14 protein-coding genes and 1 pseudogene are annotated in these 25,402 nt (G+C 62.1%); 9 read left to right on the top strand and 6 right to left on the bottom strand.

Going from position 1 to position 25,402, the window contains the following annotated elements:
- Window positions 1-259: 259 nt before the first annotated feature.
- A pseudogene (locus J2X54_RS21080) lies at window positions 260-454 on the top strand (transposase domain-containing protein); the annotation flags it as partial.
- Between the two features lie 371 nt (window positions 455-825).
- On the opposite strand, the gene J2X54_RS21070 reads toward J2X54_RS21080, so the two are convergent.
- Entirely contained in the window at window positions 826-1,779 is a 954-nt protein-coding gene (locus tag J2X54_RS21070) for a glycosyltransferase (RefSeq protein ID WP_310183328.1), read from the bottom strand.
- Entirely contained in the window at window positions 1,772-3,037 is a 1,266-nt protein-coding gene (locus J2X54_RS21065; protein ID WP_310183309.1) for an O-antigen translocase, read from the bottom strand. The genes J2X54_RS21070 and J2X54_RS21065 overlap by 8 nt, the downstream gene beginning before the upstream one ends.
- A 994-nt stretch (window positions 3,038-4,031) precedes the next feature.
- On the opposite strand from J2X54_RS21065, the gene J2X54_RS21060 reads away from it, so the two are divergent.
- Complete coding sequence (locus J2X54_RS21060; RefSeq protein WP_310183306.1) at window positions 4,032-5,450, top strand: mannose-1-phosphate guanylyltransferase/mannose-6-phosphate isomerase; 1,419 nt, start codon at window positions 4,032-4,034, stop codon at window positions 5,448-5,450.
- A gap of 92 nt (window positions 5,451-5,542) precedes the next feature.
- On the opposite strand, the gene J2X54_RS21055 is transcribed toward J2X54_RS21060, so the two are convergent.
- Entirely contained in the window at window positions 5,543-7,999 is a 2,457-nt protein-coding gene (locus J2X54_RS21055; RefSeq protein WP_310183303.1) for a TIM-barrel domain-containing protein, read from the bottom strand.
- A 162-nt stretch (window positions 8,000-8,161) separates the two neighbouring features.
- Between J2X54_RS21055 and J2X54_RS21050 the strand changes: the two genes are divergently transcribed.
- The 3 genes from J2X54_RS21050 (at window position 8,162) to J2X54_RS21040 (ending at window position 12,939) form a co-directional block, all read left to right on the top strand.
- On the top strand, window positions 8,162-9,487 hold the full coding sequence (locus J2X54_RS21050; protein ID WP_310183301.1) for an MFS transporter: 1,326 nt from the start codon (window positions 8,162-8,164) through the stop codon (window positions 9,485-9,487).
- A 78-nt stretch (window positions 9,488-9,565) separates the two neighbouring features.
- On the top strand, window positions 9,566-11,197 hold the full coding sequence (locus J2X54_RS21045) for an alpha-D-glucose phosphate-specific phosphoglucomutase (protein ID WP_310183299.1): 1,632 nt from the start codon (window positions 9,566-9,568) through the stop codon (window positions 11,195-11,197).
- Window positions 11,198-11,214: 17 nt separating this feature from the next.
- Window positions 11,215-12,939, top strand: coding sequence for an alpha-amylase family glycosyl hydrolase (locus J2X54_RS21040; protein ID WP_310183295.1), 1,725 nt, complete (start codon window positions 11,215-11,217; stop codon window positions 12,937-12,939).
- 36 nt (window positions 12,940-12,975) lie between these two features.
- On the opposite strand, the gene J2X54_RS21035 is transcribed toward J2X54_RS21040, so the two are convergent.
- The 3 genes from J2X54_RS21035 to J2X54_RS21025 form a co-directional block, all read right to left on the bottom strand.
- Window positions 12,976-14,883 carry a sensor domain-containing phosphodiesterase gene (locus tag J2X54_RS21035; RefSeq protein ID WP_310183292.1) on the bottom strand — a complete coding sequence of 636 codons (1,908 nt, stop codon included), beginning with the start codon at window positions 14,881-14,883 and terminating at the stop codon, window positions 12,976-12,978.
- Between the two features lie 204 nt (window positions 14,884-15,087).
- Window positions 15,088-17,847 (bottom strand): pullulanase-type alpha-1,6-glucosidase, encoded by a 2,760-nt coding sequence (gene pulA / locus J2X54_RS21030; RefSeq protein WP_310183289.1) that lies wholly within the window; start codon window positions 17,845-17,847, stop codon window positions 15,088-15,090.
- Window positions 17,848-17,965: 118 nt separating this feature from the next.
- Complete coding sequence (locus J2X54_RS21025) at window positions 17,966-19,558, bottom strand: oligopeptide:H+ symporter (RefSeq protein WP_310183286.1); 1,593 nt, start codon at window positions 19,556-19,558, stop codon at window positions 17,966-17,968.
- Between the two features lie 195 nt (window positions 19,559-19,753).
- Here J2X54_RS21025 and J2X54_RS21020 point away from each other — a divergent pair, with 195 nt between their 5' ends.
- The 4 genes from J2X54_RS21020 (at window position 19,754) to J2X54_RS21005 (ending at window position 25,365) form a co-directional block, all read left to right on the top strand.
- Window positions 19,754-21,391 carry an alpha glucosidase gene (locus J2X54_RS21020; protein WP_310183284.1) on the top strand — a complete coding sequence of 546 codons (1,638 nt, stop codon included), beginning with the start codon at window positions 19,754-19,756 and terminating at the stop codon, window positions 21,389-21,391.
- 106 nt (window positions 21,392-21,497) lie between these two features.
- Window positions 21,498-23,369, top strand: a complete 1,872-nt coding sequence (locus tag J2X54_RS21015) for a glucokinase (RefSeq protein ID WP_070249540.1) — start codon at window positions 21,498-21,500, stop codon at window positions 23,367-23,369.
- 218 nt (window positions 23,370-23,587) lie between these two features.
- Window positions 23,588-24,112 carry a PadR family transcriptional regulator gene (locus tag J2X54_RS21010; protein ID WP_070249539.1) on the top strand — a complete coding sequence of 175 codons (525 nt, stop codon included), beginning with the start codon at window positions 23,588-23,590 and terminating at the stop codon, window positions 24,110-24,112.
- Window positions 24,109-25,365 (top strand): MFS transporter, encoded by a 1,257-nt coding sequence (locus tag J2X54_RS21005; RefSeq protein ID WP_310183280.1) that lies wholly within the window; start codon window positions 24,109-24,111, stop codon window positions 25,363-25,365. The genes J2X54_RS21010 and J2X54_RS21005 overlap by 4 nt, the downstream gene beginning before the upstream one ends.
- The last annotated feature ends 37 nt before the right edge of the window (window positions 25,366-25,402 follow it).

Genomic DNA, 25,402 nt, shown 5'->3' with positions numbered 1-25,402 from the left:
GGGAAAATGTACGTCTTTGCTTGCTCATCAAACACCTCTCCATGGCGAGCATTCTCGCCTAAATTGGTGTCCGGGTACATTAAACCACTACAATCCTCGGACATGGTGATCTCCTCAAGCGTGTTTGGCTCTATAGGAAACCACCGTTTATTATGTCGTGCTCATAAATCCAAAAGCGCCGCAACTACGGTCTGTTCGCGACAAGCCTTGCATAATCGCGAACCGAGCATAATTCTTGTTATGCGGAGCTCCGCATAACAAGAAAAACTGGCTCTTTACCGGCTCGGAGCGGGCCGGCCGTCGTGCCGCCGCTATCCAGAGCCTGTTCGCTACCGCCAAGCTCAACGGACTAGATCCGGCGCGCTGGCTCGCCGATATATTGGAACGTCTCCCGACGTGCCCCAACAGCCAGATCGACTCGCTGTTGCCATTCCCGGACTTTATCCAAACCTAAATACGCTGTACAGGTGGGGCGACTGGCCGCTTACGATTCTGGCCGCCAAGCTGTGTTTGAAAGGCTAAAACGCATTGCACTGCGCTATATCATTTTTTGGAACTTCCTATTCGATATACCACGGCAATCGTCGGAAGCGCCGCTTTTAAGCCTCGCAAATGGATAAAAGCCTCGATGGCCTTCATCATATCCGCAATACCTAGGATAGCGAGCAGTCGCTTGAGGTATAAGCGAGGACATGAAGGCTCATCTCGGTCCTCACGCGCTCCAAACCCTTGCTCAGGAATTGCGTTGCCTCCATCTAGGCTTTGATGGTGCCGTACTGATGATCAACCGTGCAACGTCGAATACGCATGGCACCCGGCGTTTGCTCAGATTTCGCGCGGCTGCCCCAGCATCTTGGTCCGATAAAAGTCGTAGGCAAATCGCGATGTCAGCAGGCCCGCATACGCGACTGCCACGACAGGCAACAGCAAGCGGGAGCGCAAGCTGGTATTCCAGCGGTGGTAAGTTATGGCTTGCATGCCTACGACGGCGCGTCGCCATATCGGCATAGCGGGCATGGCGTGTTTGCGGGAACAATATATATTGGTTCGCAATATTGCCAAGTTGCTAGGAGAGTGAGAAGCACTACCCGTGTGCACGCGGTATTTAGCCACTGGCTCGTTGATGTAGCGTAAGCCACCCTTTGAAGCAAAGAGGTAGTACAGTTGCATATCTTCGCTGTAGAGGTCCAGGTTTAGCACTGAGTTGCCATCGGGTTTGATCATGGCTTCGCGCCGGCAAAGCAGGACCGAACCATAAATGTTCCAGCGGTAGATGATTTCCCAAGGCAGTGTACGTGCATCCGCGAGCGCTGCACGTGAGCATGGTCTACCCAGCTCTGCTACGGCGCTGGTGCCAGTGACGTTGCCTTCCTCGTCAATTGGAATGGCGTCGCCAAATACAGCCAGCACCCCCGGTTGAAGCAGTAATTCCTTGCGCTTCGCGATTGATCCCGGCAACAACATGTCGTCACTGGCAACAATCATGAGGGCGCTTCCAGTGCTCTTTTTTAGCAGGCGATCGAAAGTTTTCGTAATGCCTGCATTGGTCTGACGCTGGAAATCAATGCGGGCAAAACGGCTGCCATGCTCTTCCTTCCAGCGCTGGGCTGCCAAGAAGCCGTCGTCGGAAGATCCATCGTCTATTAGGATCAGTTCGATGGTAGCTGGGTCTTGCGCCAATACGCTATTGAGGCATTCCACGACGTAGTGGGCATGGTTATATAGGGGTATCAAAACTGACGTCAGTTGACAGCTGCTGTTCGTCCTTAAGCTAGACATTTGTGGCATCCATTTTCTCCATTTCATTTTTAACCAGGACCGCCATGCTAATCCAGTACAGCAGATAGTTGCAGGCGTAAGCTATCGCGACGCCTTGCAAGCCGTAAATGGATACGAATACGACGGTAAGTGCATAGAATGACAAGGAAAAGATGATCTCGGTCACGATGAAGGTGCGGACCATGGCTCGTCCCTGCATGACATAGGCCAGGATCCAGGAGCCTATCTTCATTACGTCGCCTGTCAATTGCCACAGGAACAGATCACGCATCGGTTCGAAGTCTCGCGAAAACAGTTTTTCTGTAATAAAGTCGCGCAGTATGTACATGATGACGGCACCGATAATCACCATCGGCAGTATTACGCTATATACCTTGATCACCTCTTTGCGCAACTCGATCCGAGCCTTGATTTCCGCCAAACGTGGCAGGTAGTACATCGACAACGTCAAGGTCACCATCATCAGGTAAATCTCGCTGATCTTCCACGAAGCTTGCCAGTAGCCGGCAGCATTTAAGCCAAGCGTTTCGGACAAATAATTGCGAATGAACATGTAAGTCAGCGGCGCCATCAGTGCCGAGGTCAGTCCCATCAAGCCGAAACCCGACAACTCACGTGCCGCCGGACGGTCGACCTTACCGCGTAAAAATCTTACTTTGAACCAGTCCCGTCGCGATACAAGTGCGCAGGTTGCGAGAAGGGATGCCGCGGGACTAATCGCAATCGCCAGCAGCGCACCATACAAACCCCATGTGTAAGTGAGCGTTCCCACGACCACCAGACTGCAGATGCTTCCAATAACGTTCGCGCTGACGTAGGTGACTACATCCTTTTTACCGTTGATAATCGCCAAAATCAGGTTATTAATGGCGATTGCCGGCATCGCGAGACCGAGTCCGATGAACACTGTACCCATGTCGGCCCGCTCTAGCAATTTGCCGGAGAGCCATTGATGCGCGATGATGAACATGATGCTTGCCACCAATGTGGCAGACATGGTCAGTTTGAATGCAGTCCGCCAGATGGCGTGCTGTTGTGCCCGGTTATCAAAATGCTGAGCAGTTCCCCTGGTTATACCCGGGCCCATCACCCCGCCGCCCAGGCTGAGTGCCACCGCAAGCGCATTCTGGAATTGGCCGATCACTGCATAGCCGGACGGCCCCACGTAGACCGCCAGAACCTTATTGAGGATCATGGCAGCACCGACTTTTACTGCAACGGCAATACCGTTCAGCAGAGTTGACTTAATTAAGCTCATTGTTGCACCGCGCGCGATAGCGCGTGCGAAGTGCAAGAGACATTCGAACAGTCGAAGGAGTTAGTGATATTCATACAATTACTTGGCGATCCATGGGACGTATTCAGCAGGATAGGGGGCGAGAATCGGTGCGGCGAGATTTTACCATCGATTGATGTGTTTCCTCACTACCTTCCAAGCCATCTCATCGTCGTACTAAAGCTTAATGGGGCTAATTCGCCACGAATGTCGCGTTGACTGCTAAACAAGAGTTTCAGTGGCGCGAACTGCTGGATTAGTGCGACGACGCAAAATTCGGAAGTTTACAAAGCCTCGCCGCTTCTCGATGAACGTGTCTGATTCGCTGCGCTCGCTGCAGCAATCAATCATGCAGAAATCCAGCCAAGCTGGGATCGCGGTGGCCGCCCGCCGTCTCGTCGACGTAATGTTGCGCATGCTGTTAGCGCAGCCATGAAGTCAACTGTGGCATGTGCAGCCAGAGGAAGGGTAGCAAAACGGAAAACACTGTTGAGATGCGGGAACGACGGAAACGCCGCATCGCTTCCCTGTGAGCACGCGACGAACATGTCTTCTGGGACTGGGCGCAGTCAGGCGACAGGACCGTTCCGATTCCCATACGACGGTATGTCAGCCTTGGGAGGCGACGATGTACCATTTTGCTACTTCAGCCAAGAACATTGATGATCCAAGGTTTCGGAATGTATGCGCCGGAAGCATTATACTGTTGTTTGCCTCATTGTTTTCGCTGACAAGGAGGGGCAATTTCGTTGCTGCTGATGCCGCTGCGTTCGCATTCAACCGCAGTCAGCGGCTGCTGGTGGCTCATTGCAATGTATGCCACCAGCGCATTATAATTGCGCGCTCTTGCGGCCTCGGCGTCGTGTCATTGTTTGGTGTAGAGATCGTACGCTGTGCATTATTGAAGGCTTAATTTTCGGGCTCCGTTGCAACTTTTTGCCGGAGCTAATGCCGCAACAAAGAAAGAGAATCTCACTTGAAAATTTATCCAGTCATTTTGTCCGGCGGCGCCGGTACCCGTCTATGGCCGCTGTCGCGCGCGATGATGCCCAAGCAATTGCTGCCGCTGGTATCAGATCGTTCGATGTTGCAGGAGACAGTATTGCGCCTGCCCGAGGGCGCCACGGTGGCCGCGCCGCTGATCGTTTGCGGTAATGAACACCGCTTCATGGTCGCCGAGCAAATGCGCGAAATCGGTGTGACGCCGCTGGGCATCATGCTCGAGTGCGTCGGCCGCAACACAGCGCCGGCGGTGGCCGCCGCCGCCCATTTCCTGCTGAGCCAGGATCCCGACGCAGTCATGCTGGTCCTGCCGGCCGACCACGTCATCAATGACCGCGCCGGTTTCCATGCCGCCATCGCCCACGCGGCCGAACTGGTCAACGATGGTGCGCTGGCCACCTTCGGCATCGTGCCGACCGGCCCCGAGACCGGCTATGGCTATATCCGCCGCGGCGATGCTGTGGTGGCCGATTCTGGCAGCTATAAGGTCGAACGCTTCGTCGAAAAGCCGGACCTCGCCACCGCGCAGGGCTTCCTGGCCGATGGCGCGTATTACTGGAACAGCGGCATGTTCCTGTTCCAGGCCCAGACGTACCTGAACGAACTGCGTGCCTTGCAGCCGGCCATGGAAGCGTCGGCCGCAGAGGCGGTGCGCCTGGCCTACCGCGACCTCGACTTCTGCCGCCTGGACGAAGCGTCGTTTGCCGCCTCGCCGTCCGAATCGATCGACTACGCTGTGATGGAACACACCCGCCGCGCGGTGGTGGTGGCTGCCGACATCGGCTGGAACGATGTCGGCTCGTGGTCTGCGCTGTGGGACGTGGAAAAACACGACGCCGAGGGCAACGCCAGCCGTGGCGACGTGTACCTGGACGGCGTGAGCAACAGCCTGGTGCGTGCGGAAAGCCGCATCGTGGCCGTGATCGGCGTGCAGGACCTGGTGGTGGTGGAAACCGCCGACGCGGTACTGGTCACGCACCGCGATCACGTACAGCGCGTCAAGAAAGTGGTCGAACACCTCAACGCCGATGACCGCACCGAGCACCTGCACCACACCAAGGTGTACCGCCCGTGGGGCTCGTACGAAGGCATCGACATTGGTGAACGTTTCCAGGTCAAGCGCATCACGGTCAATCCAGGTGGCAAGCTGTCGTTGCAAATGCACCATCACCGCGCCGAGCACTGGATCGTGGTCAGCGGCACCGCGCGCGTGACGTGCGGCGAAAATGTCACGCTGTTGTCGGAAAACCAGTCGACCTATATTCCTATCGGCATGAATCACCGCCTGGAAAATCCAGGGAAATTGCCGCTGCACCTGATCGAAGTGCAGTCCGGCAGCTACCTCGGTGAAGACGACATCGTGCGTTTCGAAGACGTCTACCAGCGCGCCTGATCGCGGATTGCTGACAGTTGTAGAGCTGTAGTTCGGCAGCATCGAGCGCTTCACACTTCTTTGGGTGTGAAGCGCTCGATGCGTTTACAACGTCACAAGGTCACCACCACGCTGCGTGCCGCTGCCGCATTGGCGGGCAAGGTCACCGTCAGCAGCCTGGCCTGGGCATCCCAGCCAAAGGCGGCGGCCTTGCCGTCGACCTTCACGGCGGCAGGCCTGTTTGCCACGTTATGCACGCTGACGTCGAAGGCGCGCGGCTGGCGGGCCTGCTGCTTGCCCAGTTCCGACGCCACGCTCAAGCTCAAGGTGCGGCCTTTGAACACGCTGGCGAAACGCAGCAGCTCGTACTTGCCATGCTCGTAGGCCTGCGCGGTGGCGCCGTCGTCGTCGTACAGCTGGCCGCTGCCGGCGGTTACCGCCGCATCGTGATAGTAGTGGAGGGCGATACGGCGGGTGTTGTAGTCGCGCGTGGTCTGCACCACGGCCGTCATCGGGATGAAGGCGCCGGCACGCACGTACACCGGAATGTGGTCGGCCTTTAAGGCCACGGTTTTACTGGCGCCGCCGGCATGGCGTTCGCCGGTATAAAAATCGAACCAGGCGCTGGTGGCCGGGAAGTACACGTCGGCCGCCTGCGCCCCCTTGGTCATCACCGGCGTGACCAGGAAGTCCTTGCCCCACAGGTAAGTCGATGACATCGACTGCGCTTTCGGGTTGCCCGGTTCTTCGTACACCATCGGCCGCATCAGCGGCAGGCCGCGCTGGTTGTTTTCAAAACCGAGCGTGTAGTTATACGGCAGCAGCGCGTAGCGCAGGCGGATCGCCTGGCGCGCCAGCGCTTTCGTCGCCGCATTGCGGTACACCGGTTCCGATGGCACTTCCTCCTGCGCGTGCGGGCGGAACACCGGCTGGAATACGCCGTACTGCAGCCAGCGCGCATACAGTTCGTCGTCCTCGACCGGGTTGGCAAAGCCGCCCAGGTCCGAGTGCATATAGCCGGCGCCCTGCATGCCCATCTGCAGCGCGATCTCGGGCTGCGACTGCAAACCGCCCCAGCTGCGATCGACATCGCCCGACCACGGGATGATGCCGTAGCGCTGCGTGCCCGAGTAGCCGGCGCGCATCAGGATGAATGGCCGCTCCGTTGGGAAGTCCTTCTGATAGCCCTCGGCCACCAGGCGCGCCCACTGGTGGCCGTAGATGTTGTGGACTTCGTCGGCGCTGCCGGTGGCGTGGCGCATGGCGGTGGGGTGCAGTTCGGGCTCGCCCAGATCGCCCCATACGCCCTTGATGCCTTGCTGGCGCAGGCCCTTGTAGATATCCCACAGCCAGTCGCGCCCCGGGGCGCCGAAGATGTCGATCAGGCCGGTGTGGCCGAAGAAGAAATCGTACGACAGCGGCTTGCCGTCCGGCCCGGTACCGAGGATTTTTTTATCGACGGCCTCCTGCCAGCGGCTCGACGTATTGACGATGAACGGTTCCGAGATCACCACCGTCTGCACGCCTTGTTTTTGAAAATCGGCAATCATGCCGGTAGGGTTGGGGAAGTTGTCCTTGTCCCAGGCCAGGTTGCCCATGGTGCCTTTGACGTCCTTGCCGAACCAGTACAAGTCCATCACGATGGCGTCGAGCGGGATGTCGTCGAGCGCAAACTGGTGCACTGTTTTGCGCGCCTCCGCCTCGGTGTGATAACCGAAGCGCATGGCGAAGTTGCCGAAAGCCCAGCGCGGCGGCAACGGCTGCTTGCCGGTCAGGCTGGTGTAGTTGCCCACCACGTCCTGCCAGGTGTCGCCGGCGATCACCTGGTAGGTCTTGCGGCCGCCGATGGTTTCCCAGGTCAGGGTGTTGTCCTTCTTGCTGTCGAAATCGAGGTAGCCGGTTTGGGCGTTGTCGAAGTGGAGCGCGTACAGTTTCGACGACATGGCGATCGGCATGCCGTAGTTGAGCTGCTTCGACGTGGCGCCGTAGCCATAGTCGGCCTTGTTGTACAGGGTAAAGCGGTTGCCGCGCCGGTTCATGCCCACGGCGCGCGCACCGGCGCCATATAACGCCTCGTTGGCGTCGAGTGCGAATTCGATAGCGTCGAGCTCGCGCGCTTCGCCCTTGTTGATATCCTTGCTGCCGGTGGCGACGTCGTCGCGCACCTTCAGAAATCCGCGCTTTTCCGCCACCAGCGGCTTGCCCTTGTAGGTGTAGCTGATGCGGAACGGCGACTTGGTGATGGTGGCAGCGATGCCGGCCGTGGCGTACTCGATGCGATCCCCCTTGTCCTGTGCGGTGGCCATGACTGCCGCAGGTGCTAGCACCACCGCGTGCGAGGCGGGATCGTAGCCTTCGCCGGCAGGAATGAAGGTGGTTTCCAGGATGGCGGCGGAGTAGGGCTTGATCACGTAGCGGCCGTCGCTGGTGCGGATGTCGAGCTGGCCGCTGGCGGCGACCATCGACTCGAAGGTGCGCTCGGCAGTAGCAGCGGTCACGCTGGCCGGGGCCAGCGCCAGCACCATCAGGGGCAGGCCGGCGGAGAGTTGAACGAAGGAATTGCGTATCATGTCAGTGTGGAGTCTCGTCGTTGTGTTGTTTGGCTACATTTGGCGTCAAAAATAGGTGGTCAACCCGCTGTTTTTCGTTATTTTACTAGGGAAAAGTTCATTTGACACACCCGTGTCTGCATGTTATTTTGCTACAAATTCAAAATACTCGGGACGCGCAGCATGCACTCACACCTCAGGAAGCCCATACTGTCGTTCTGGCAGCTGTGGAATATGAGCTTCGGCTTCTTCGGCATTCAATTCGGCTTCGCGCTGCAAAACGCCAACACCAGCCGGATTTTCTCCACTCTGGGCGCCGATCCCGACAACCTGTCGCTGTACTGGCTCGCCGCCCCGGTCACGGGCCTGCTGGTGCAGCCCATCATCGGCTACCTGAGCGACAACACCTGGCACCCGACCTGGGGCCGCCGTCGGCCGTTCTTCTTCCTGGGCGCGCTGTTCGCCTCGATCGCGCTGTTCCTGATGCCGCACTCGTCGGCGCTGTGGATGGCCGTGGCGGTGCTGTGGATGCTCGATGGCGCCATCAACGTCTCGATGGAACCGTTCCGCGCCTTCGTCGGCGACAAGCTGGGACCATCGCAGCAGACCGCCGGCTTTGCCATGCAGACCTTCTTCATCGGCTGGGGCGCGGTGATCGCTTCGCTGCTGCCCACCATCTTTGCCGACTACATGGGCGTCTCCAACGAATCGGTGGCCGGCGCCATTCCCGACACCGTGCGCTACTCGTTCTACGCCGGCGGCGCCATCTACATGAGCGCCGTATTGTGGACCGTGCTGACCGCCCAGGAACTGCCGCCCGAGGACATGGAAGCGTTCCGTGCCGAGCAGCGCCGCAACCAGGGCCTGCTGCACGCAATCAAGGAAATCCTGGCCGGTTTTGCCGGCATGCCCAAGACCATGGTGCAGCTGGCAGCGGTGCAGTTCTTCACCTGGATCGGCCTTTTTGCGATGTGGATCTACACCAACGTCGCCATCGGCAAAAACGTGTTCGGCACCACCGACGCGCAGTCGGCCGCGTTCCAGGCCGCCGGCAGCCACGTGGGCGTGATGTTTGCGGTGTATAGCGGCGTGGCCGCGCTGGCGGCGTTCGTGCTGCCGGTGCTGGCGCGCCATACGAGCCGCAAGTTCACCCATACGCTGTGCCTGGCCATCGGCGGCGTCAGCCTGATCAGCCTGTTCGCCGTGCACGATGTGCGCATGTCGTACCTGCCGATGGTGGGTGTGGGCATTGCCTGGGCCAGCATTCTGACCATGCCGTACGCGATCCTGGCCGGCGCCCTGCCGCCCAAGCGCATGGGTTACTACATGGGCGTGTTCAATTTTTTCATCGTGATTCCGCAAATTATGAGCAGCCTGCTGCTCGGCTTCGTGACCAAGTACGTGTTCATGGGCGAGGCGGTCAAGACCTTGATGCTCGGCGGCGTGTGCATGCTGGTGGCGGCCATCCTCACGCTGGCCGTTCAAGATAACGCAGCCCCTGAACGTTAATAATGTAATATTGCCCGTGAGATAATGGCAATTACGGCGGCGCATCAGTGCGCTGCCTTTCATTCACGCGGAGCGACTATGAGCATTCAAACCATCACCACCCAACCGATTTCCGGCCAGCGTCCCGGCACGTCCGGCCTGCGCAAGAAGGTCACCGTCTTCCAGCAGGCGCACTACCTGGAAAATTTCGTGCAAAGCGTGTTCGACACGCTCGGCGACGTCGCCGGCAAAACCCTGGTGGTCGGCGGCGATGGCCGCTACCACAACCGCGAGGCGATCCAGGTCATCCTGCGCATGGCAGCAGCCCACGGCTACGCCAGAGTGCTGGTCGGCCAGGGTGGCGTGCTGTCCACGCCGGCGGTGAGCTGCGTGATCCGCAAGCATGGCGCGGCCGGCGGCATCGTGCTTTCGGCCAGCCACAATCCGGGCGGCCCGGACGGCGACTTCGGCATCAAGTACAACATCGCCAACGGCGGCCCGGCCCCGGAGTCGATCACCGAGGCGATCTACGCCCGCACCGAAGCGCTTACCGAATACCGCATCAGCGATGCCCCAGCCGTGGACCTGAACCTGCTCGGCACGTCGACCATCGAGCAGACCGAAATCGTCGTGATCGACTCGGTGGCCGACTACGCGGAACTGATGCAGAAACTGTTCGACTTCGACGCCATCCGCAAGCTGTTCGGCGGTGGCTTCCGCATGTGCTTTGACGGCATGTCCGCCGTCTCCGGCCCGTACGCTAAGGCCATCATCGAAGGCATGCTCGGCGCACCAAGCGGCACCGTCATCAACGGCGAACCACTGGAAGATTTTGGCGGCCTGCATCCCGATCCTAATCCCGTCAATGCCGCCCAGCTGATCGAGATCATGGCGGCCGACGATGCGCCCGACTTCGGCGCCGCCTCCGATGGTGACGGCGACCGAAACATGATCGTCGGCCGCAAGTTCGACGTCACCCCATCGGACAGCCTGGCCGTGCTGGCCGCCAACGCCACCGTGGCGCCAGGCTACCGCGCCGGCCTGAAAGGCATCGCCCGTTCCATGCCCACCTCGCAGGCGTCGGACCGCGTGGCAGCAGCGCTGGGCATCCCGAGCTTCGAGACGCCAACCGGCTGGAAATTCTTCGGCAACCTGCTCGACGCCGGCCAGGCCACCCTGTGCGGCGAAGAGAGCTACGGCACCGGCTCCGACCATATCCGCGAAAAGGACGGCCTGTGGGCCGTGCTGTTCTGGCTCAACCTGCTGGCCGCCACCGGCAAGTCGGTGCAGGAACTGGTGGGCGAACACTGGGCGCGCTTCGGCCGCAACTACTACTCGCGCCATGACTACGAGGCAGTGGAAACCAAGGGCGCCAACGAACTGATGGACTCTCTGCGCATCAAGCTGGCGACCCTGCAGGGCGCCGACCTGGGCGCGTACGTGGTCGATTTCGCCGACGACTTCGAATACACCGATCCGATCGACGGCTCGGTATCGAAAAAGCAGGGCATTCGCATTGTGATGACCAATGGCTCGCGCATCGTGTTCCGCCTGTCGGGCACCGGCACCGAAGGCGCCACCCTGCGCGTGTACCTGGAGCGCTACGAGGCCGATCCCGAGCTGCACCATTTACCAACCCAGCAGGCCCTCTCGGCCCTGATCCTGATCGCCGAACAGGTGGCCGGCATCGAGGGCTGGACCGGACGCGCGCGTCCGACCGTCACCACGTAAACTATAAGGAAAACAGCATGAGATTGACACGGTGGAGCACGATTTCCCTGGCAGTGATGACATTGGCTTTGGCCGCAACCGGCGGCAACGCCGCAGCCCAGGCCACTGGCGTCAAGAAGAAGGGCCCGCCGCCGATCGAGGCGCCCAGGGCGGCCCAGCCCTTCCTGTGGGAAAACGCCACCGTGTATTTCGTGCTGACCGATCGTTTCAATAACGCCTTTACCGGCAACGACCTGGCGTACGGCCGCCAGAAGGATGCGGCACCGCTGCGCGGCTACATGGGCGGCGACCTCGCTGGCCTGATCAACAAGATCAACGACGGCTACTTCGATGCGCTGGGCGTGAACGCCATCTGGCTCACGCCGCCGGTTGAACAGATCCACGCCGGCACCGACGAAGGCACCGGCAAGTCGTACGGCTTCCACGGCTACTGGGCCAAGGATTTTACGGCGGTGGACGCCAACCTGGGCACCGAGAACGATTTCCGTAATTTCGTCGACGCGGCGCACGCGCGCGGCATCCGCGTGATCCTCGACGTGGTGATGAACCACACCGGTCCGGTCACGCCGATCGATCCGGCATGGCCGCAGGACTGGGTGCGTACCGATCCTACCTGCACCTACAAGGACGCGAAAACCACCATCTCCTGCACCCTGGTCAACAACCTGCCGGACATCCGCACCGACAGCGACGCCGAGGTGGAGCTGCCGCCGCAACTGGTGGAAAAATGGCGCCGCGAAGGGCGCTACACCCAGCAGGTCAAAGAGCTCGACGAGTTTTTTGCCAGGACCGGTTATCCGCGCGCGCCGCGCTACTACCTGATGAAGTGGCACGCCGACTGGATCCGCAAATTTGGCGTCGACGGCTTCCGCGCCGACACCGTCAAGCACGTGGAACCGCAGGTGTGGAAAGAGCTGCGCACGGTGGCCGATGCGGCGTACGAAGACTGGAAAAAAGCCAACCCGGACAAGAAGCTCGGCGACAAGTTCTACATGACCGCCGAAGTCTATAACTACGATATCGCCCACGGCCAGACCCACGACCTGGGCGGCGGCACCGTTGCCAACTACTACCAGCAGGGCTTCGACAGCCTGATCAACTTCGGCCTGGTGCGCGACGCCAACAAGGATTACGAAGCGCTGTTTTCGAGCTACTCGAACATGCTGCACGGCGGCGCGCTGCAAGGCTACTCGGTCTTGAACTACATCGATTCGCACGACTACGAGCCGCCGTTCGACGCCGCGCGCAAGCGCCCGTTCGAGAGCGCGACCAAGCTGCTGCTGGCGCCCGGCGCCGCGCAGATCTACTACGGCGACGAAACCGCGCGCAAGCTCGATATTGCCGACGCCACCGGTGACGCCAAATTACGGTCCTTCATGAATTGGGATGAGCTGGCGCAAAATACGCAGCGCGACGGCTACAAGGTCGGCGACGTGTACGCGCACTGGAGCCGCCTGGGCCAGTTCCGCCGCGCCCACGTGGCGGTGGGGGCGGGCGTGCACCAGCAGCTGCAAGCGAAGCCGTATATCTTCAAGCGCACGTACGACCAGGGCGGCCTGCGCGACCGGGTGGTGGTGGCGCTCGACCTGCCGACCGACAAGGCCAGCACCATCAAGCTGCACGGCGTGTTTGCCAACGGCCAGAAGGTGCGCGACTACTACTCGGGCAAGACTGCCGTGGTGCGCGGCGGCAGTGTCAATTTCGGTACCCGCAATCCGATCGTGCTGATCGGCCAGGACTAGCCTTTAACCAGCCTTTAAGCAGCCTTTACCCAGCCTTTAGCGCACCAGTGGCCGGCGGCGCGTAGCGGCCAGCAGCGTGCGCGGGGAAGGTACCGTGCACGGTACGCGCGGCACGCGCATGGCAAATGCGCGTTCCACCGCTTCCAGTGCGGTGTCCACATCGAGCACCGGCGCCGCATCCTGCATGGCCTGGCGCTGGTGCCAGCGGCCGAAATCGGCCACTTCCAGCGGCCGCGCGAACAGGTAGCCTTGCGCCTCGTCGCAGCCGGCCGAGCGCAGGAAGGCCAGCGCCGCGCCGTTCTCCACGCCTTCGGCCACCACCCGGTGGCCCAGTTCCTGCGACAGCGAAATCATGGCGCGCACCAGCCCTTGCTGGCGCTGGTCGTGTTCGATGTCGCGCACGAACGACTGGTCGATCTTGACCACGTCGGCCGGCATCCGCTGCAGGTAGGCCAGGCTGCTGTAGCCGGTGCCGAAATCGTCGATTGCCAGGTGGATGCCGGCCTGCGCCAGCGCATCAAGCGTGGCGTGCGCCTTGGCCGGGTGCTCCATGATGGCGCTCTCGGTAATCTCCAGTTCCAGGCAGTGGTGCGGCAGGCCGCGCCGCATCAGGCCCGCCACCACGCGGTCGGCAAAGTCGGCTTCCAGCAGGTTGAGCGCCGAAACGTTGATCGACAGTTGCAGCACCAGGCCGGCATGGCGCCAGGCCAGTTGCTGATCGAGTGCGGTGTTCAGCACCCAGGCGGTGGCTGCCTGCGCCAGGCGCGAGCGCTCGACGATGGGCATGAACTCGCCGGGGCCAATGGCGCCGAGTGTCGGATGGTTCCAGCGCAGCAGCGCTTCCGCGCCCACGCAGTCGCCGCTGGCAATGTCGATCCGTGGCTGGAACACCAGGCGCAACTGGTTGCGGCTCTCGAGCGCCTCGCCGAAGTCGTTGAGCAGGCTGAAGCGGCGGCGATAGACCTGGTCTTCGCCGGCCGAGTACATGGCCACGCTGCGGCCCGATTCGATGGCGTCCTGCACCGCGCTCTGGCCGCGCCGCAGCACGCTCAGGGCGTCGGTATTGCTGATATCAAAAGGCACCACGCCAATGGTGGGCGTGGCGACAAAACGCGTCTTGACGGTGGCGATAGCGTGTTCGAGCTTGGCTTCGAGCAGCGGCGGATACCGATCGATGCTCATGCCGGGCGTGGTCAGGATCGCGAACTGGGTGGTGGCCACGTGGTACACCTTGCGGCCGGCGCCCAGTTCGGCGCGGATCCAGGCGGCGGCATCGGCCACCAGTTCGTCCAGGTAGCGCGGATTCATGGCGCGCACGGCGTGTGCCAGTTGCGCTGGCGTGGCCAGGTTGATCAGCACCGCCACGCGCTGGGCGCCCTCGGCACTGTCGCGCTGCAAGTCGTGGAAGTCTTCGATGAACTGGTTACGGTTGGGCAGGCCGCTGATCGCATCGACGCGCCCCAGCGCATGCATGATCTCGATCTGCGACATCACCATCGCGGCCAGGTCGCAAAGGATGGTCAGCTCTTCGGGCGTGGTATCACGCGGTTCGGTGCCCAGCACGCACATGGCGCCCAGGCAGTGACCGTCGGCAGTGACCAGCGGCGCGCCAGCGTAGTAGCGGATGCCGCCGGCGGCCAGCGGGCTGTCGCGGAAATACGCGTCGTCCTGCAGGTCGGGGATGATCAGCAGGTCGCTATTGTCGGCGACATTGCCGCACGGGGCCTTCACGCGCGGGATTGACCAGTGGTCGACACCCACGCGCGACTTGAACCACTGGCGGTCGGTGTCGGTCAGCGAGACGGCGGCAATCGGCAGGTTGAACAGCCGCGCGGCCATGCGCGTGATGCGGTCGAACGCTTCGCTCGGCGGCGTGTCGAGGATATTGAGCTTGTGGAGCGCGTCGAGGCGCTGTGCTTCCGTGGTGTTGCAAGAAATAGTCATGGTCGTTTTCGTTTGGTGGTGCCAGCGGGCGATGTCCTGCCCACTGTGGGACGTGCTTGACAACGAGCTACTCAATGCGGGACAGCGAAAATACAATCGATTGCATCAATAGAAATATTATTGCGCTCGTGAAATTAATAGTACCATGATTTAAGTTTCTGCCGTTGCGTACGTCTCCAATCGTGCGCAACGGCAACACCGATTTTACTCTTCCACGAACACCACGGCGCTACGTGCCGGCACCGAAAAAGCACCGGTGGTGGTGTCGTATTTTGCGCCGGCGGCAATGCGCCGGTCGGCGGCGCCAGCGCGCAGGTGTACCGGGTGCAGCCGGTAACGGCGCCCCTGTTCTTCCTTGATGGCCACTTGCTGCGCCACCTTGTCGGCATTGATCACGTAGGTGATGGCCTTGAAGCGCGCGCCCGCATAGCCGGCGCCGTCGAGGCGGCCCACGATCACGGTCGGTACCTGCTGCGCGCCGGTGTTGTAAAAGCGCAGGCGCTGTTCGACATCGTGCGCGGTGCGCAGGCGGAACAGGGTGCTGCTGGCGCGGATCGCCAGCAGGTCGCGGAAGGCGTCGCGCGACCAGGCGATATCCTGCGGCGTGGGCCTGATCTCGGCCGCGCGCGCCAGCAGGGGACGCATCAGCGCGTGGTCCTTGCCGTTGTCTTCTTCACGCGGCAGGCCGGTGCCGAAGTAATTGTCGCGGTAGGTCCAGTCGAGGCGGTTGAACCAGTCGCCGGACTCGAAGCTGTTGCGGTCGAGCGACTTGGAGCGCAGGATGTCGAAGCCGGCGTGGAAGTAGGGCACACCCTGGCTGAACGCGTTGATGGCCGCACCCAGTATCTGCACCTGCGCCCGTTCGGCGGTGGTGGTACCGATCGGCAGCTTGAACACGTTGATGTCGAACAGGGTCTGGTTGTCGTGGTTTTCCACGTAGTTGACGGTCTCGCCCGGTGCGCTGGCGTAGCCGGCCGGCTGGTTGCCGCCGTAGACGATATTTTCGAGCCGTTTGCTGTCGCCGTGGCGGGTTTGCATGGTAAAGCCACGCAGCGAGCCGGCCAGGCCCACCTTGACCATGTCGGCCGCGTCCATCAAGTCCTGTTTGGTGCGCGGGGCAGCGGCGGCATTGGCGTCGTAGAGCAAACCGTTGATCCAGCCCTGCTGGCTGGCGATCTGCGCGCTGCCGTCGGCCGCGCCGCCGCCGCGCATGGCGTCGCGCGCGCGGTCGCTGAAGGTGCCGATGCCGCTGCCATTCAATGACAGCTGCGAGGCCTGCACGAAGCGCGCGCCGTCGGCCACTTCACCGAAGTTCCAGCCTTCGCCGATCAGGTTGATGTGGCGGCCGGTGGCCCGGTTCACGCGCGCCTGCAGTGCTTCCATCGCCGCGCGCGGCTGGTGGCCCATCAGGTCGAAGCGGAACGAGTCGATCTTGTACTGCACCGCCCACAGCTCGGCCGAATCGATCATCAGCTTGGCCATCATCAGGTTTTCGGTGGCGGTGTTGTCGCAGCAGGTGGAGCGTTCGATCGCGCCCTTCGCATCGAGCCGGTGGTAGTAGCCGGGCACCACGCGGTCGAGCACCGATCGCTGATCCTGCCCGGCGCTGAAGGTGTGGTTGTACACCACGTCCATGCCCACGCGCAGGCCGATCTGGTGCAGAGATTGCACCATGCGGCGGAACTCGACGATGCGCTTTGCGCCGTCGGCGGCGTCGGTGGCATAACTGCCTTCCGGTGCGCTGTAGTGGTAAGGGTCGTAGCCCCAGTTGTAGCAGTCGGTGAACTTGACGGCGGTAACTGCAGCCTGCTGCTCGAGCCCGTCGGGTTTCAGGCCGGGCAGGGAAGCTATATCTGGAGACACGCAGCCCTTCTCCGGCACGGTGGTGATGTCGTACACGGGCAGCAGGTGGATGTCGGTCATGCCGGCTTTGCTGAGCGCAGCCAGGTGGCGCATGCCGTTCGAGCCGGTCTCGGTAAAGGCCGTGTACTTGCCGCGGTTGGCGGCGCTCACCGTGGCGTCGTTGATTGAAAAGTCGCGCACGTGCAGCTCGTAGATCGCCATGTCCGGCTGGGCGCTCACGCGCTTCGGTATCGGCGTGCGGTCCCACCCTGCCGGTTTGAGGCTGGCGGCACCGAGGTCGGCGATATAGCTGCGCTTCGAATCGGTGGTGAGGCTGACGGAATAGGGATCGGTGACCAGGTTGCGCACCAGTCCGGCGTTTGGCGCCACCACGTCCACCAGGTACTGGTAGTACTGGCCAGAGTGCTTGCCGGCCAGTTGCGCGGACCATGTGCCGGTGGCGTCGTCGCGGCGCATGGCGGTCAGCGCGCTGGCCTTCGACGACCCGCTGGCGTAGGTGCACACGGCGACGTTTTGCGCGGTGGGCGCCCACAGCCTGAAGCCGGTGTTGTTCGCTCCCACCGTCACGCCCAGGTCGGGCGTATTGACGGCGCTGGCGTACAGGTCGTCCAGGGCGCCCGGCAGTTGGGCGGTGGTGGCGTCGAGCACCGTGCCGTCTGGCGCTTCGCGCACCAGCAGCAGTTGACCGGTGAGCAGCGCCGGCATGCGGGCCACGTCCTCTGGCGCCACGGCCAGCAGCGGTCCCTTGCCGATGAATTTGAAGCGCTGCGCCAATGCCGCCGGGGCGGGCGCGTTAGAAGGCGACAGCAGCAGGGCGCCGTCCGCGCCTTGCACGCGCTGGCCGGGCGTTGCGCGCAGCTGCGCGGTGGCCGAGTAATACAGTTTGACGTTGCCGGTGCTGTTAGCGCCCGGCCACTGGATCAGCTGGCGGTCGAGCCAGTAGGCGCGCGCATCCATGGCTGTAGCTGCAGCCGGCACGGCGCCAGCCTGCACGGTGGCGAAGGCGCCGTCGCAGTCGGCGATGGTTGGGGCGGCGGTTGCTGACGCGCACGTAAGCGCCACGAGGGCGCCGCTCAGTACGCCGGTAAGAATCTTGGCCAATCTCGTCTCCAAACTATAGATTTAGTAGTGCTGTTACAAAAAAGCCGGCAATTCTCCAGGAATTGCCGGCTTATGGTAATCGAAAACCTGTAGTTTTGGTACGCGTCCGGTAATCGTTCTACGCTTTCCGGTAGTTGTCGACCATCTTGTACCGCGTGGCGTACAGCGCAAACAAGCCCGCGCACACCAGCGCAAAGCCGGCAAAGAAGAACATCTGGAATGCGCTCTCGCTCAAGCCCGTGCTGGCGATATGGCCGCTGACGGTATCGTTTTTCACCCCGGCATTGACGATCAGCACCCACAGGTTGCCGATGGTGGTGCCCAGGTACCAGAAACTGAGGATGATGCCCTTCATTGGCTTGGGCGCCTGGCTGTAGGCGAACTCCAGGCCGGTGGCCGAGACCAGCACCTCGCCCAGCGTGAGCAGCGCGTACGGCAGCAGTTGCCAGAAGATCGAGACCTGGTCGCCGGCGTCCATATTCAGCTGGATGGCGCCCACGGCGATCCACGACAGGCCCGAGAGGGCGATGCCGGCGCCCATGCGGCGCAGCGGCGTGGGGTTGATGCCGATCGCGCGCATGAGCGGGTACAGCACCACGTTATTCAAGGGAATCAGCAGCATCACCAGGATCGGATTGATCGCCTGCATTTGCGCTGGCAGCAAGGTGAAGTCCCAGCCGAACAGCGACAGCTGCGGGCTGTTCATGGCGTTGGCCTGGACGATCCAGGTGGAAGCCTTCTGGTCGAACAGCGACCAGAACGGCGTGATCAGCGCGAACACGATCAGGATGCGCAGCACTGCGCGCACGCCTTCCACCGCTTCGGCCGTGTGCATCCCGCGCGCGCGGTCCAGTTGCATCGATACGCCAAAGCAGCCGAACGCCAGCAGCAGCACCAGCGCGGTACAGAAGGCAATCACGAAGCCCCACTGCGGCGCCATGCACAGCGAGATCAGTGCCGCCAGCGCGCCGACGCCAGCGACCATCAGGCCAGGGCGCGACTGGCCAGCCTTGTGCGCCAGCAGCGCGGTGCGCGCCACGCTGCTGAACGAATCGGGGTTCGGTGCGGCCGGCGGCACGTGCACGTACTTGCGGCGGCCCATCCAGAACACCAGCGTGGCAATCGCCATCAGGATGCCGGGCACGCCGAAGGCCACCGACGGACCGTAGTCGCGCAGCAGTACCGGCATCAACAGCGACGCGAAGAACGAGCCGAAATTGATAATCCAGTAAAACGCGTCGAACACCAGGCGCGCGCGGTTCTTGTTGGTCTGGTCGAACTGGTCGCCCACGAACGCCACCACCAGCGGCTTGATGCCGCCCGAGCCGAATGCGATCAGCCCCAGCCCGAAGTAAAAGCCGTTGATGTTGTGCTCGAAAATCGCCAGGCACGCGTGGCCGGCCACGTAGATCAGCGAGAACCAGAACACCGTGTTGTACTTGCCGAAGTAGCGGTCGGCCAGCCAGCCGCCCAGGAGCGGGAAGAAATACACGCCGATGACGAAGGTGTGGAACACGTGCTTGGCTTCGCTGGTGCGGTGCTCGGCCGGAATGAACAGCAGCAGGGTGCTGAGCAGGAACGGCGTGAGGATGTTGCGCATGCCGTAAAAACTGAAGCGCTCGCACCCTTCGTTGGCAATGATGTAGGGAATTTGCCGGGGCAAAGGACCGTTGCCGTCCTTGATATCGACGCTGCTGGCGTTGCTGCTCACTGTACTTTCTCCTGATTTTCTGTAGTTTGACTACTGTTTTATACCTTTAGAATTCCTGTTGAAATCCATAAGTATTTGATTTTGAAGAATTAAATGTGATAATTCCCCACTGGCAAGCGCATTGAAAAAAATAGGTTGGTCATGTATATTCTGTACAAATTATTTTTCTTTGCCCAGCCAACCCCGGATTTTCTTATGACTCAACAACTAACTCAAGTGTCGCCGCATTCCCAGGACTGGTATCGCGAGTCCATCATTTACCAGGTGTATCCACGCAGCTACTACGACACCAATGGCGACGGCATCGGCGACCTGCCGGGGATTACGGCAAAGTTGGACTATATCGCATCGCTGGGCGTGGACATCGTGTGGATTTCACCTTTCTTCACCTCGCCGATGAAGGATTTCGGTTACGACATCGCCGACTACTGCGATGTCGATCCAATGTTCGGCACGCTGGCCGATTTCGACGCGCTGGTCGCCAAGGCCCACAGCCTGGGCCTGAAAATCATGATCGACCAGGTGATGGCGCACACCGCCGAAGACCACGCGTGGTTCAAGGAAAGCCGCGCCAGCCGCGACAATCCCAAGGCCGACTGGTACGTGTGGAGCAATCCCAAGGACGACGGCAATCCGCCCAACAACTGGCTGTCGGTGTTTGGCGGCTCGTCGTGGCAATGGGATACGCGCCGGCGCCAGTACTATATGCATAATTTCCTGGCCAGCCAGCCGCAGCTCAACTTCCACAACCCGGACGTGCAGCAGGCGCACCTGGACGCGCTGCGCTTCTGGCTCGAGCGCGGCGTCGATGGCATCCGTCTCGACGCGTGCAACTACCACTTCCACGACCAGCAACTGCGCAGCAATCCGCCGGCCACCAACCGCGACTCGATCACGGTCACCGACGTCAACCCGTACGGCATGCAGGCGCACGACTACGACAAGACCCGCCCGGAAAATCTGCCATTCCTGCAAAAGCTGCGCGCGCTGCTCGACGAATACAAGGCCATCTCGATCGGCGAAGTGGGCTCCGACGATTCGCTCGCCACCATGGCCGAGTACACGGCCGGCGGCGACAAGCTGCACATGGCCTACAGCTTCAATTTGCTGGTCAACCACCTGTCGTCGCACTACATCCGCCAGCAGGTCGAGCAGTTCGAGGAACGGGTGAAGGGCGGCTGGGCCTCGTGGTCGGTCGGTAACCACGACGTGCCGCGCGTGGCTTCGCGCTGGGGCGGGCCTGACGCGCCACCGGCGTTTGCCAAGCTGGCGCTGGCGATGCAACTGTCGCTCAAGGGCACGCCGTGCCTGTACCAGGGCGACGAACTGGCGTTTGCCGAAGCGGACGTGCCGTTCGAGCTGCTGCAAGACCCGTACGGCATCACGTTCTGGCCCGAGTTCAAGGGGCGCGACGGCTGCCGCACGCCGATGGCGTGGACTGGCGACGACCACGGCGGCTTCACCACCGGCCAGCCGTGGCTGCCGGTCTCGCCGCAGCACCGCGACCGCGCGGCGGCAGTGCAGGAGAATGATCCCGCGTCCACGCTCGCCTTTACCCGCGCCTTCATCGCCTGGCGCCGCACGCTGCCGCAGCTCACACGCGGCGCGATCAGCTTCTACGATGCGCCCGAGCCAGTGCTGGCGCTGCGCCGCGATCTCGAAGGCGAGCGCGGTGTGATTGCGGTGTTTAACCTCGGTGCGGAGGCGGTCAGTTTCGACCTGCCGCAGGTCAGCGGCGCGCAGCAGCTCGACGGGTATGGTTTGCCGGGGACGGTGGCGGACGGCCAGGTGTCATTGCCGGCCTACGGCGCGTGGTTCGGCTACGCAGCTTGAATATGACGCTAGCTTGAGAGCCGGGCGCTCACTGTAACGCCACAGGTTGACTTCTTGATACACACTATTTCGGGTATGCTTCCGCAACTGCTTTGACTGAACCAACATGAAACATTCCGAAGTGGATCAAAAACTCAACCGCAGCGCCTTTGCCGACGGTCCGCGCCTGCTGGCCGACATCGGCGCCACGCATGCGCGTTTCGCCTTGCAGACGGCGCCGGGCGAGTTCCGCGCCGTGCGCGTGCTCAAGTGCGATGACTATGCCGACATCGTCGCCATGCTGCGCTCGTACCTGGCCGACCACGCCGACATCACGCTCAACCACGCGGCGCTGGCCGTGGCCAACCCGGTCAGCGGCGACTACATCCGCATGACCAACCGCGACTGGGAATTCTCCACCGACGAAGTGCGCCGCGCCCTGGGCCTGCACACGTTATTGGTGGTGAACGACTTCACCGCGCTGGCCATGTCGCTGCCGGGCCTCAAACCTGCCGATTTGATGCAGGTAGGCGGCGGCAAGCCGGCCTCGAACTCCGTGATCGGCGTGCTGGGACCGGGCACCGGCCTGGGCGTATCGGGCGTGATTCCGACCGTGGACGGTTTTGTCACGCTGGGCTCCGAGGGCGGCCACACCAACTTCGCGCCGGCCGACGAGCGCGAATATTCGATCCTGCAGTACGCGTGGCAGACCTGGTCGCACGTCTCGACCGAGCGGTTGATTTCCGGCCCCGGCATGGAGATCATTTACCGGGCGATTGCCAAGCGCAACGGCCGCCAGGTGCGCGACCTGAGCTCGCAGGAGATCATGGCCGGCGCGCTGACCGATAAAGATCCGCTGTGCCTGGAAGTGCTCGAATGCTTCTGCGCCATGCTGGGCGGCGCCACCGCCAACCTGGCGGTTACGCTGGGCGCGTTCGGCGGCATGTTCATCGGCGGCGGCATCGTGCCGCGCATGGGCGAGTGGTTTGCCCAGTCGCCGTTCCGGTCGCGCTTTGAAGCCAAGGGCCGTTTCACCAGTTACCTGTCCGAGATCCCGACCTACGTGATCACCACGCCCAACCCGGCGTTCTACGGCGTGGCCACCATCTTGTCCGAACACCTGCGCGGGCGCAGCGGCGCCAACACCTTGATGGAGCGCGTGCGCCACTTGCAGCACGAATTGACGCCAGCCGAGCAGCGCGTGGCGCAGCTGGTGCTCGAGCAACCGCGCCTGGTGCTCAACGAGCCGATCGCCGATATCGCACGGCTGGCCGAAGTGAGCCAGCCGACCGTGATCCGCTTCTGCCGCTCGCTCGGCTTCCTGGGCCTGGCCGACTTCAAACTGAAATTTGCCAGCAGCCTGACGGGCGCGATTCCCGTGCGTCACAGCCAGGTGCGGGTGAGCGACAGCACCCATGACCTCAGCGCCAAGGTGATCGATAATACGGTTTCCGCGATTTTGAAATTTCGCGACCAGCTCGACGTGCGCTCGATCGACAAGGCCATTGCGCTGGTGGCCAAGGCCAGGCGCGTGGAGTTTTACGCGATGGGCAACTCGCGCGTGGTGGCGCTCGACGGCCAGCACAAGTTCTTCCGCTTCCGCATCCCGACGTCGGCCTACGGCGACTCGCACTTGCTCAACCTGGCCGCCGAGCTGCTCAAGCCGGGCGACGTGGTGATCGCCATTTCCAACTCGGGCAAGCTGCCCGATCTGCTCGAGGCGGTGGACGTGGCGCGCGCAGCCGGCGCCGATGTCATCGCCATCACATCGAGCAATTCGCCGCTGGCGAAAAAAGCCAGCGTGTGCCTGGCCGTGGATCACTCCGAGGACAGCACGACGTTCCTGTCGATGATCTCGCGCATCTTGCAGCTGCTGCTGATCGACATCCTGTCGGTGGGTATTTCGCTCGATGCGCAGCATGGGCAGCTGGTGGTGGAGCACAAGGCCAAGGGCGAAACAGATGGCCGCAGATTGCTGATCTCGCACCTGGACGGCTGAGTCCTTTCAGTCCCGGAACAAGGCAGACCCACGTGGTCTGCCTTTTTTTTACCCCGCAAACCCAACCGGGGTCGGACCCCGGACGGGGTCCGACCCCAAGGTACTATGGGGTAAAGAGCGCCTGTTACAAATTGCTGCTTGAATTCTTACGACAACAGGATAAGATATGTCTTACTAAGTTATATCTTAAACCGTTATATCGTAAAGAAAGAGCTGCCATGTTTAAATTTCATCATCCTCATCGCCACCACGCCGCCCACGGTCATCCCGGTCACGGTGGCGGCGGCCGCGCCCGTGGTCCCAAGATGTTCGACGCCGGTGCCATGCGCTACATCGTGCTGCAACTGATCGCCGAAAAGCCGCGCCACGGCTACGAGATCATCAAGGAACTCGAACAGCGTTCCGGCGGCGGCTACACGCCGAGCCCGGGCGCCATCTATCCGCTGCTGTCGATGCTGCTCGACATGGGCCACGTTTCGGCTTCGCCCGACGGCAACAAGAAGCTGCACACCATCACGCCGGAAGGCGAGGCCTTCCTGGCCGAAAACCGCCAGTTCGTCGACGCCATCGTGGCGCGCATGAGCGACCCGGCCGAAGCGCGCGACGACCTGCGCACCATCATGCATGAGCTCAAGCACGCGGTGATCGCCCAGGGCCAGGAAAATCATCCAGCGCCTGAAAAGCTCGAGCAGATCCGCGCCATCCTGCGCCAGGCCACGGCCGACATCACGGCGCTGGCATGACCGGGCCTGGCTTATCGATGCCGGTCCCCGCGCCTGCACTGACCCCGGCGCGCGAGCGCCTGGTGCTGTGGCTGCTGGCGCTCACGCAGTTCACCGTGATCATGGATTTCATGGTCATGATGCCGCTCGCGCCGCAGCTGATGTCGGCGTTTTCCATCACCCCGGCCGCAGTCTCGGGGGCGGTGTCCGCATACGCCTGGTGCGCTGGCCTGTCCGGCCTGCTGGCGGTGATGTATATCGACCGCTTCGATCGCAAGCAGCTGCTGCTGTGGATGTTTGCGCTGTTTACCCTGTCCAACCTGGCGTGCGCGCTGGCGCCCACCTTCGAGGTGCTGATCGCCTCGCGCGCGTTCGCGGGTGTGACCGGCGGCGTATTGGGCGCCATCATCATGGCCATCATCGGCGACCTGATCCCGGCCGAGCGGCGCGGCGCCGCCACCGGCGTGGTGATGACGTCGTTCAGCATGGCGGCCGTCGCTGGCGTGCCTACCGGCGTGATGCTGGCCGCGCACTTCGGCTGGGCGTCGCCGTTCTACCTGCTGGTGGTGTTGTCGGTGCTGGTCTGGGTGCTGGCGGCGCGGGCGTTGCCGGCCATTGATGGTCATTTGGGACACCCGGTGCCGCTCAAGGCGGTGCTGCCCAATTTGCTGGCGCTGTACAAGGTACCGAATCACCTGGCGGCGTTCGTGCTCTCGTTCATGAACATGGCCACTGGCATGCTGGTGATTCCGTTCATCTCGCCAGTCATGGTGAGCAATCTCGGCATCGCGCCGGCGGAGGTGACCTATGTGTACCTGGCCGGCGGCGTGGCCACGCTGTTTACCGCGCGCCGCATCGGCCGCTGGTCGGACCGGGTAGGCGCGCACAAGGTGTACCGCTACATGGCGCTGGCCTCGGCGGTGCCGATGCTGTTCGTCACCCACATGCCGGCCATGCCGCTCGTGGCCGTGATCCTGTTCTTCCCGTTCTTCATGACGGCGGTGTCGGGGCGGACGATTCCGTTGCAGGCCTTGATGACCACGGTGCCGGAGCCGTCGCGGCGTGGCGGATTCTTAAGCGCGAACTCGGCGATCCAGTCGATCGGCAGCGGCACCGGCGCACTGCTCGGTGGCATGACCTTGCACACTGACGCGGCCGGGCACATTATCGGCTACGGCCTCAATGGCTGGCTGGCGGCGGGATTGACCGTGCTGTCGGTGCTGTGGGTGGGGAAGGTAAGGCGTGCGGCAGACCTGAAACCCGCAGTCGCGTAAAGATAACGCAGCCGTCTACGTTTGGGGTCGGACCCCC

The organism is Duganella sp. 3397 (genome assembly GCF_031456625.1).
GTDB classification, from domain to species: Bacteria; Pseudomonadota; Gammaproteobacteria; order Burkholderiales; family Burkholderiaceae_D; genus Rugamonas; species Rugamonas phyllosphaerae.
This window is presented reverse-complemented; position numbering and strand designations above follow the sequence as displayed.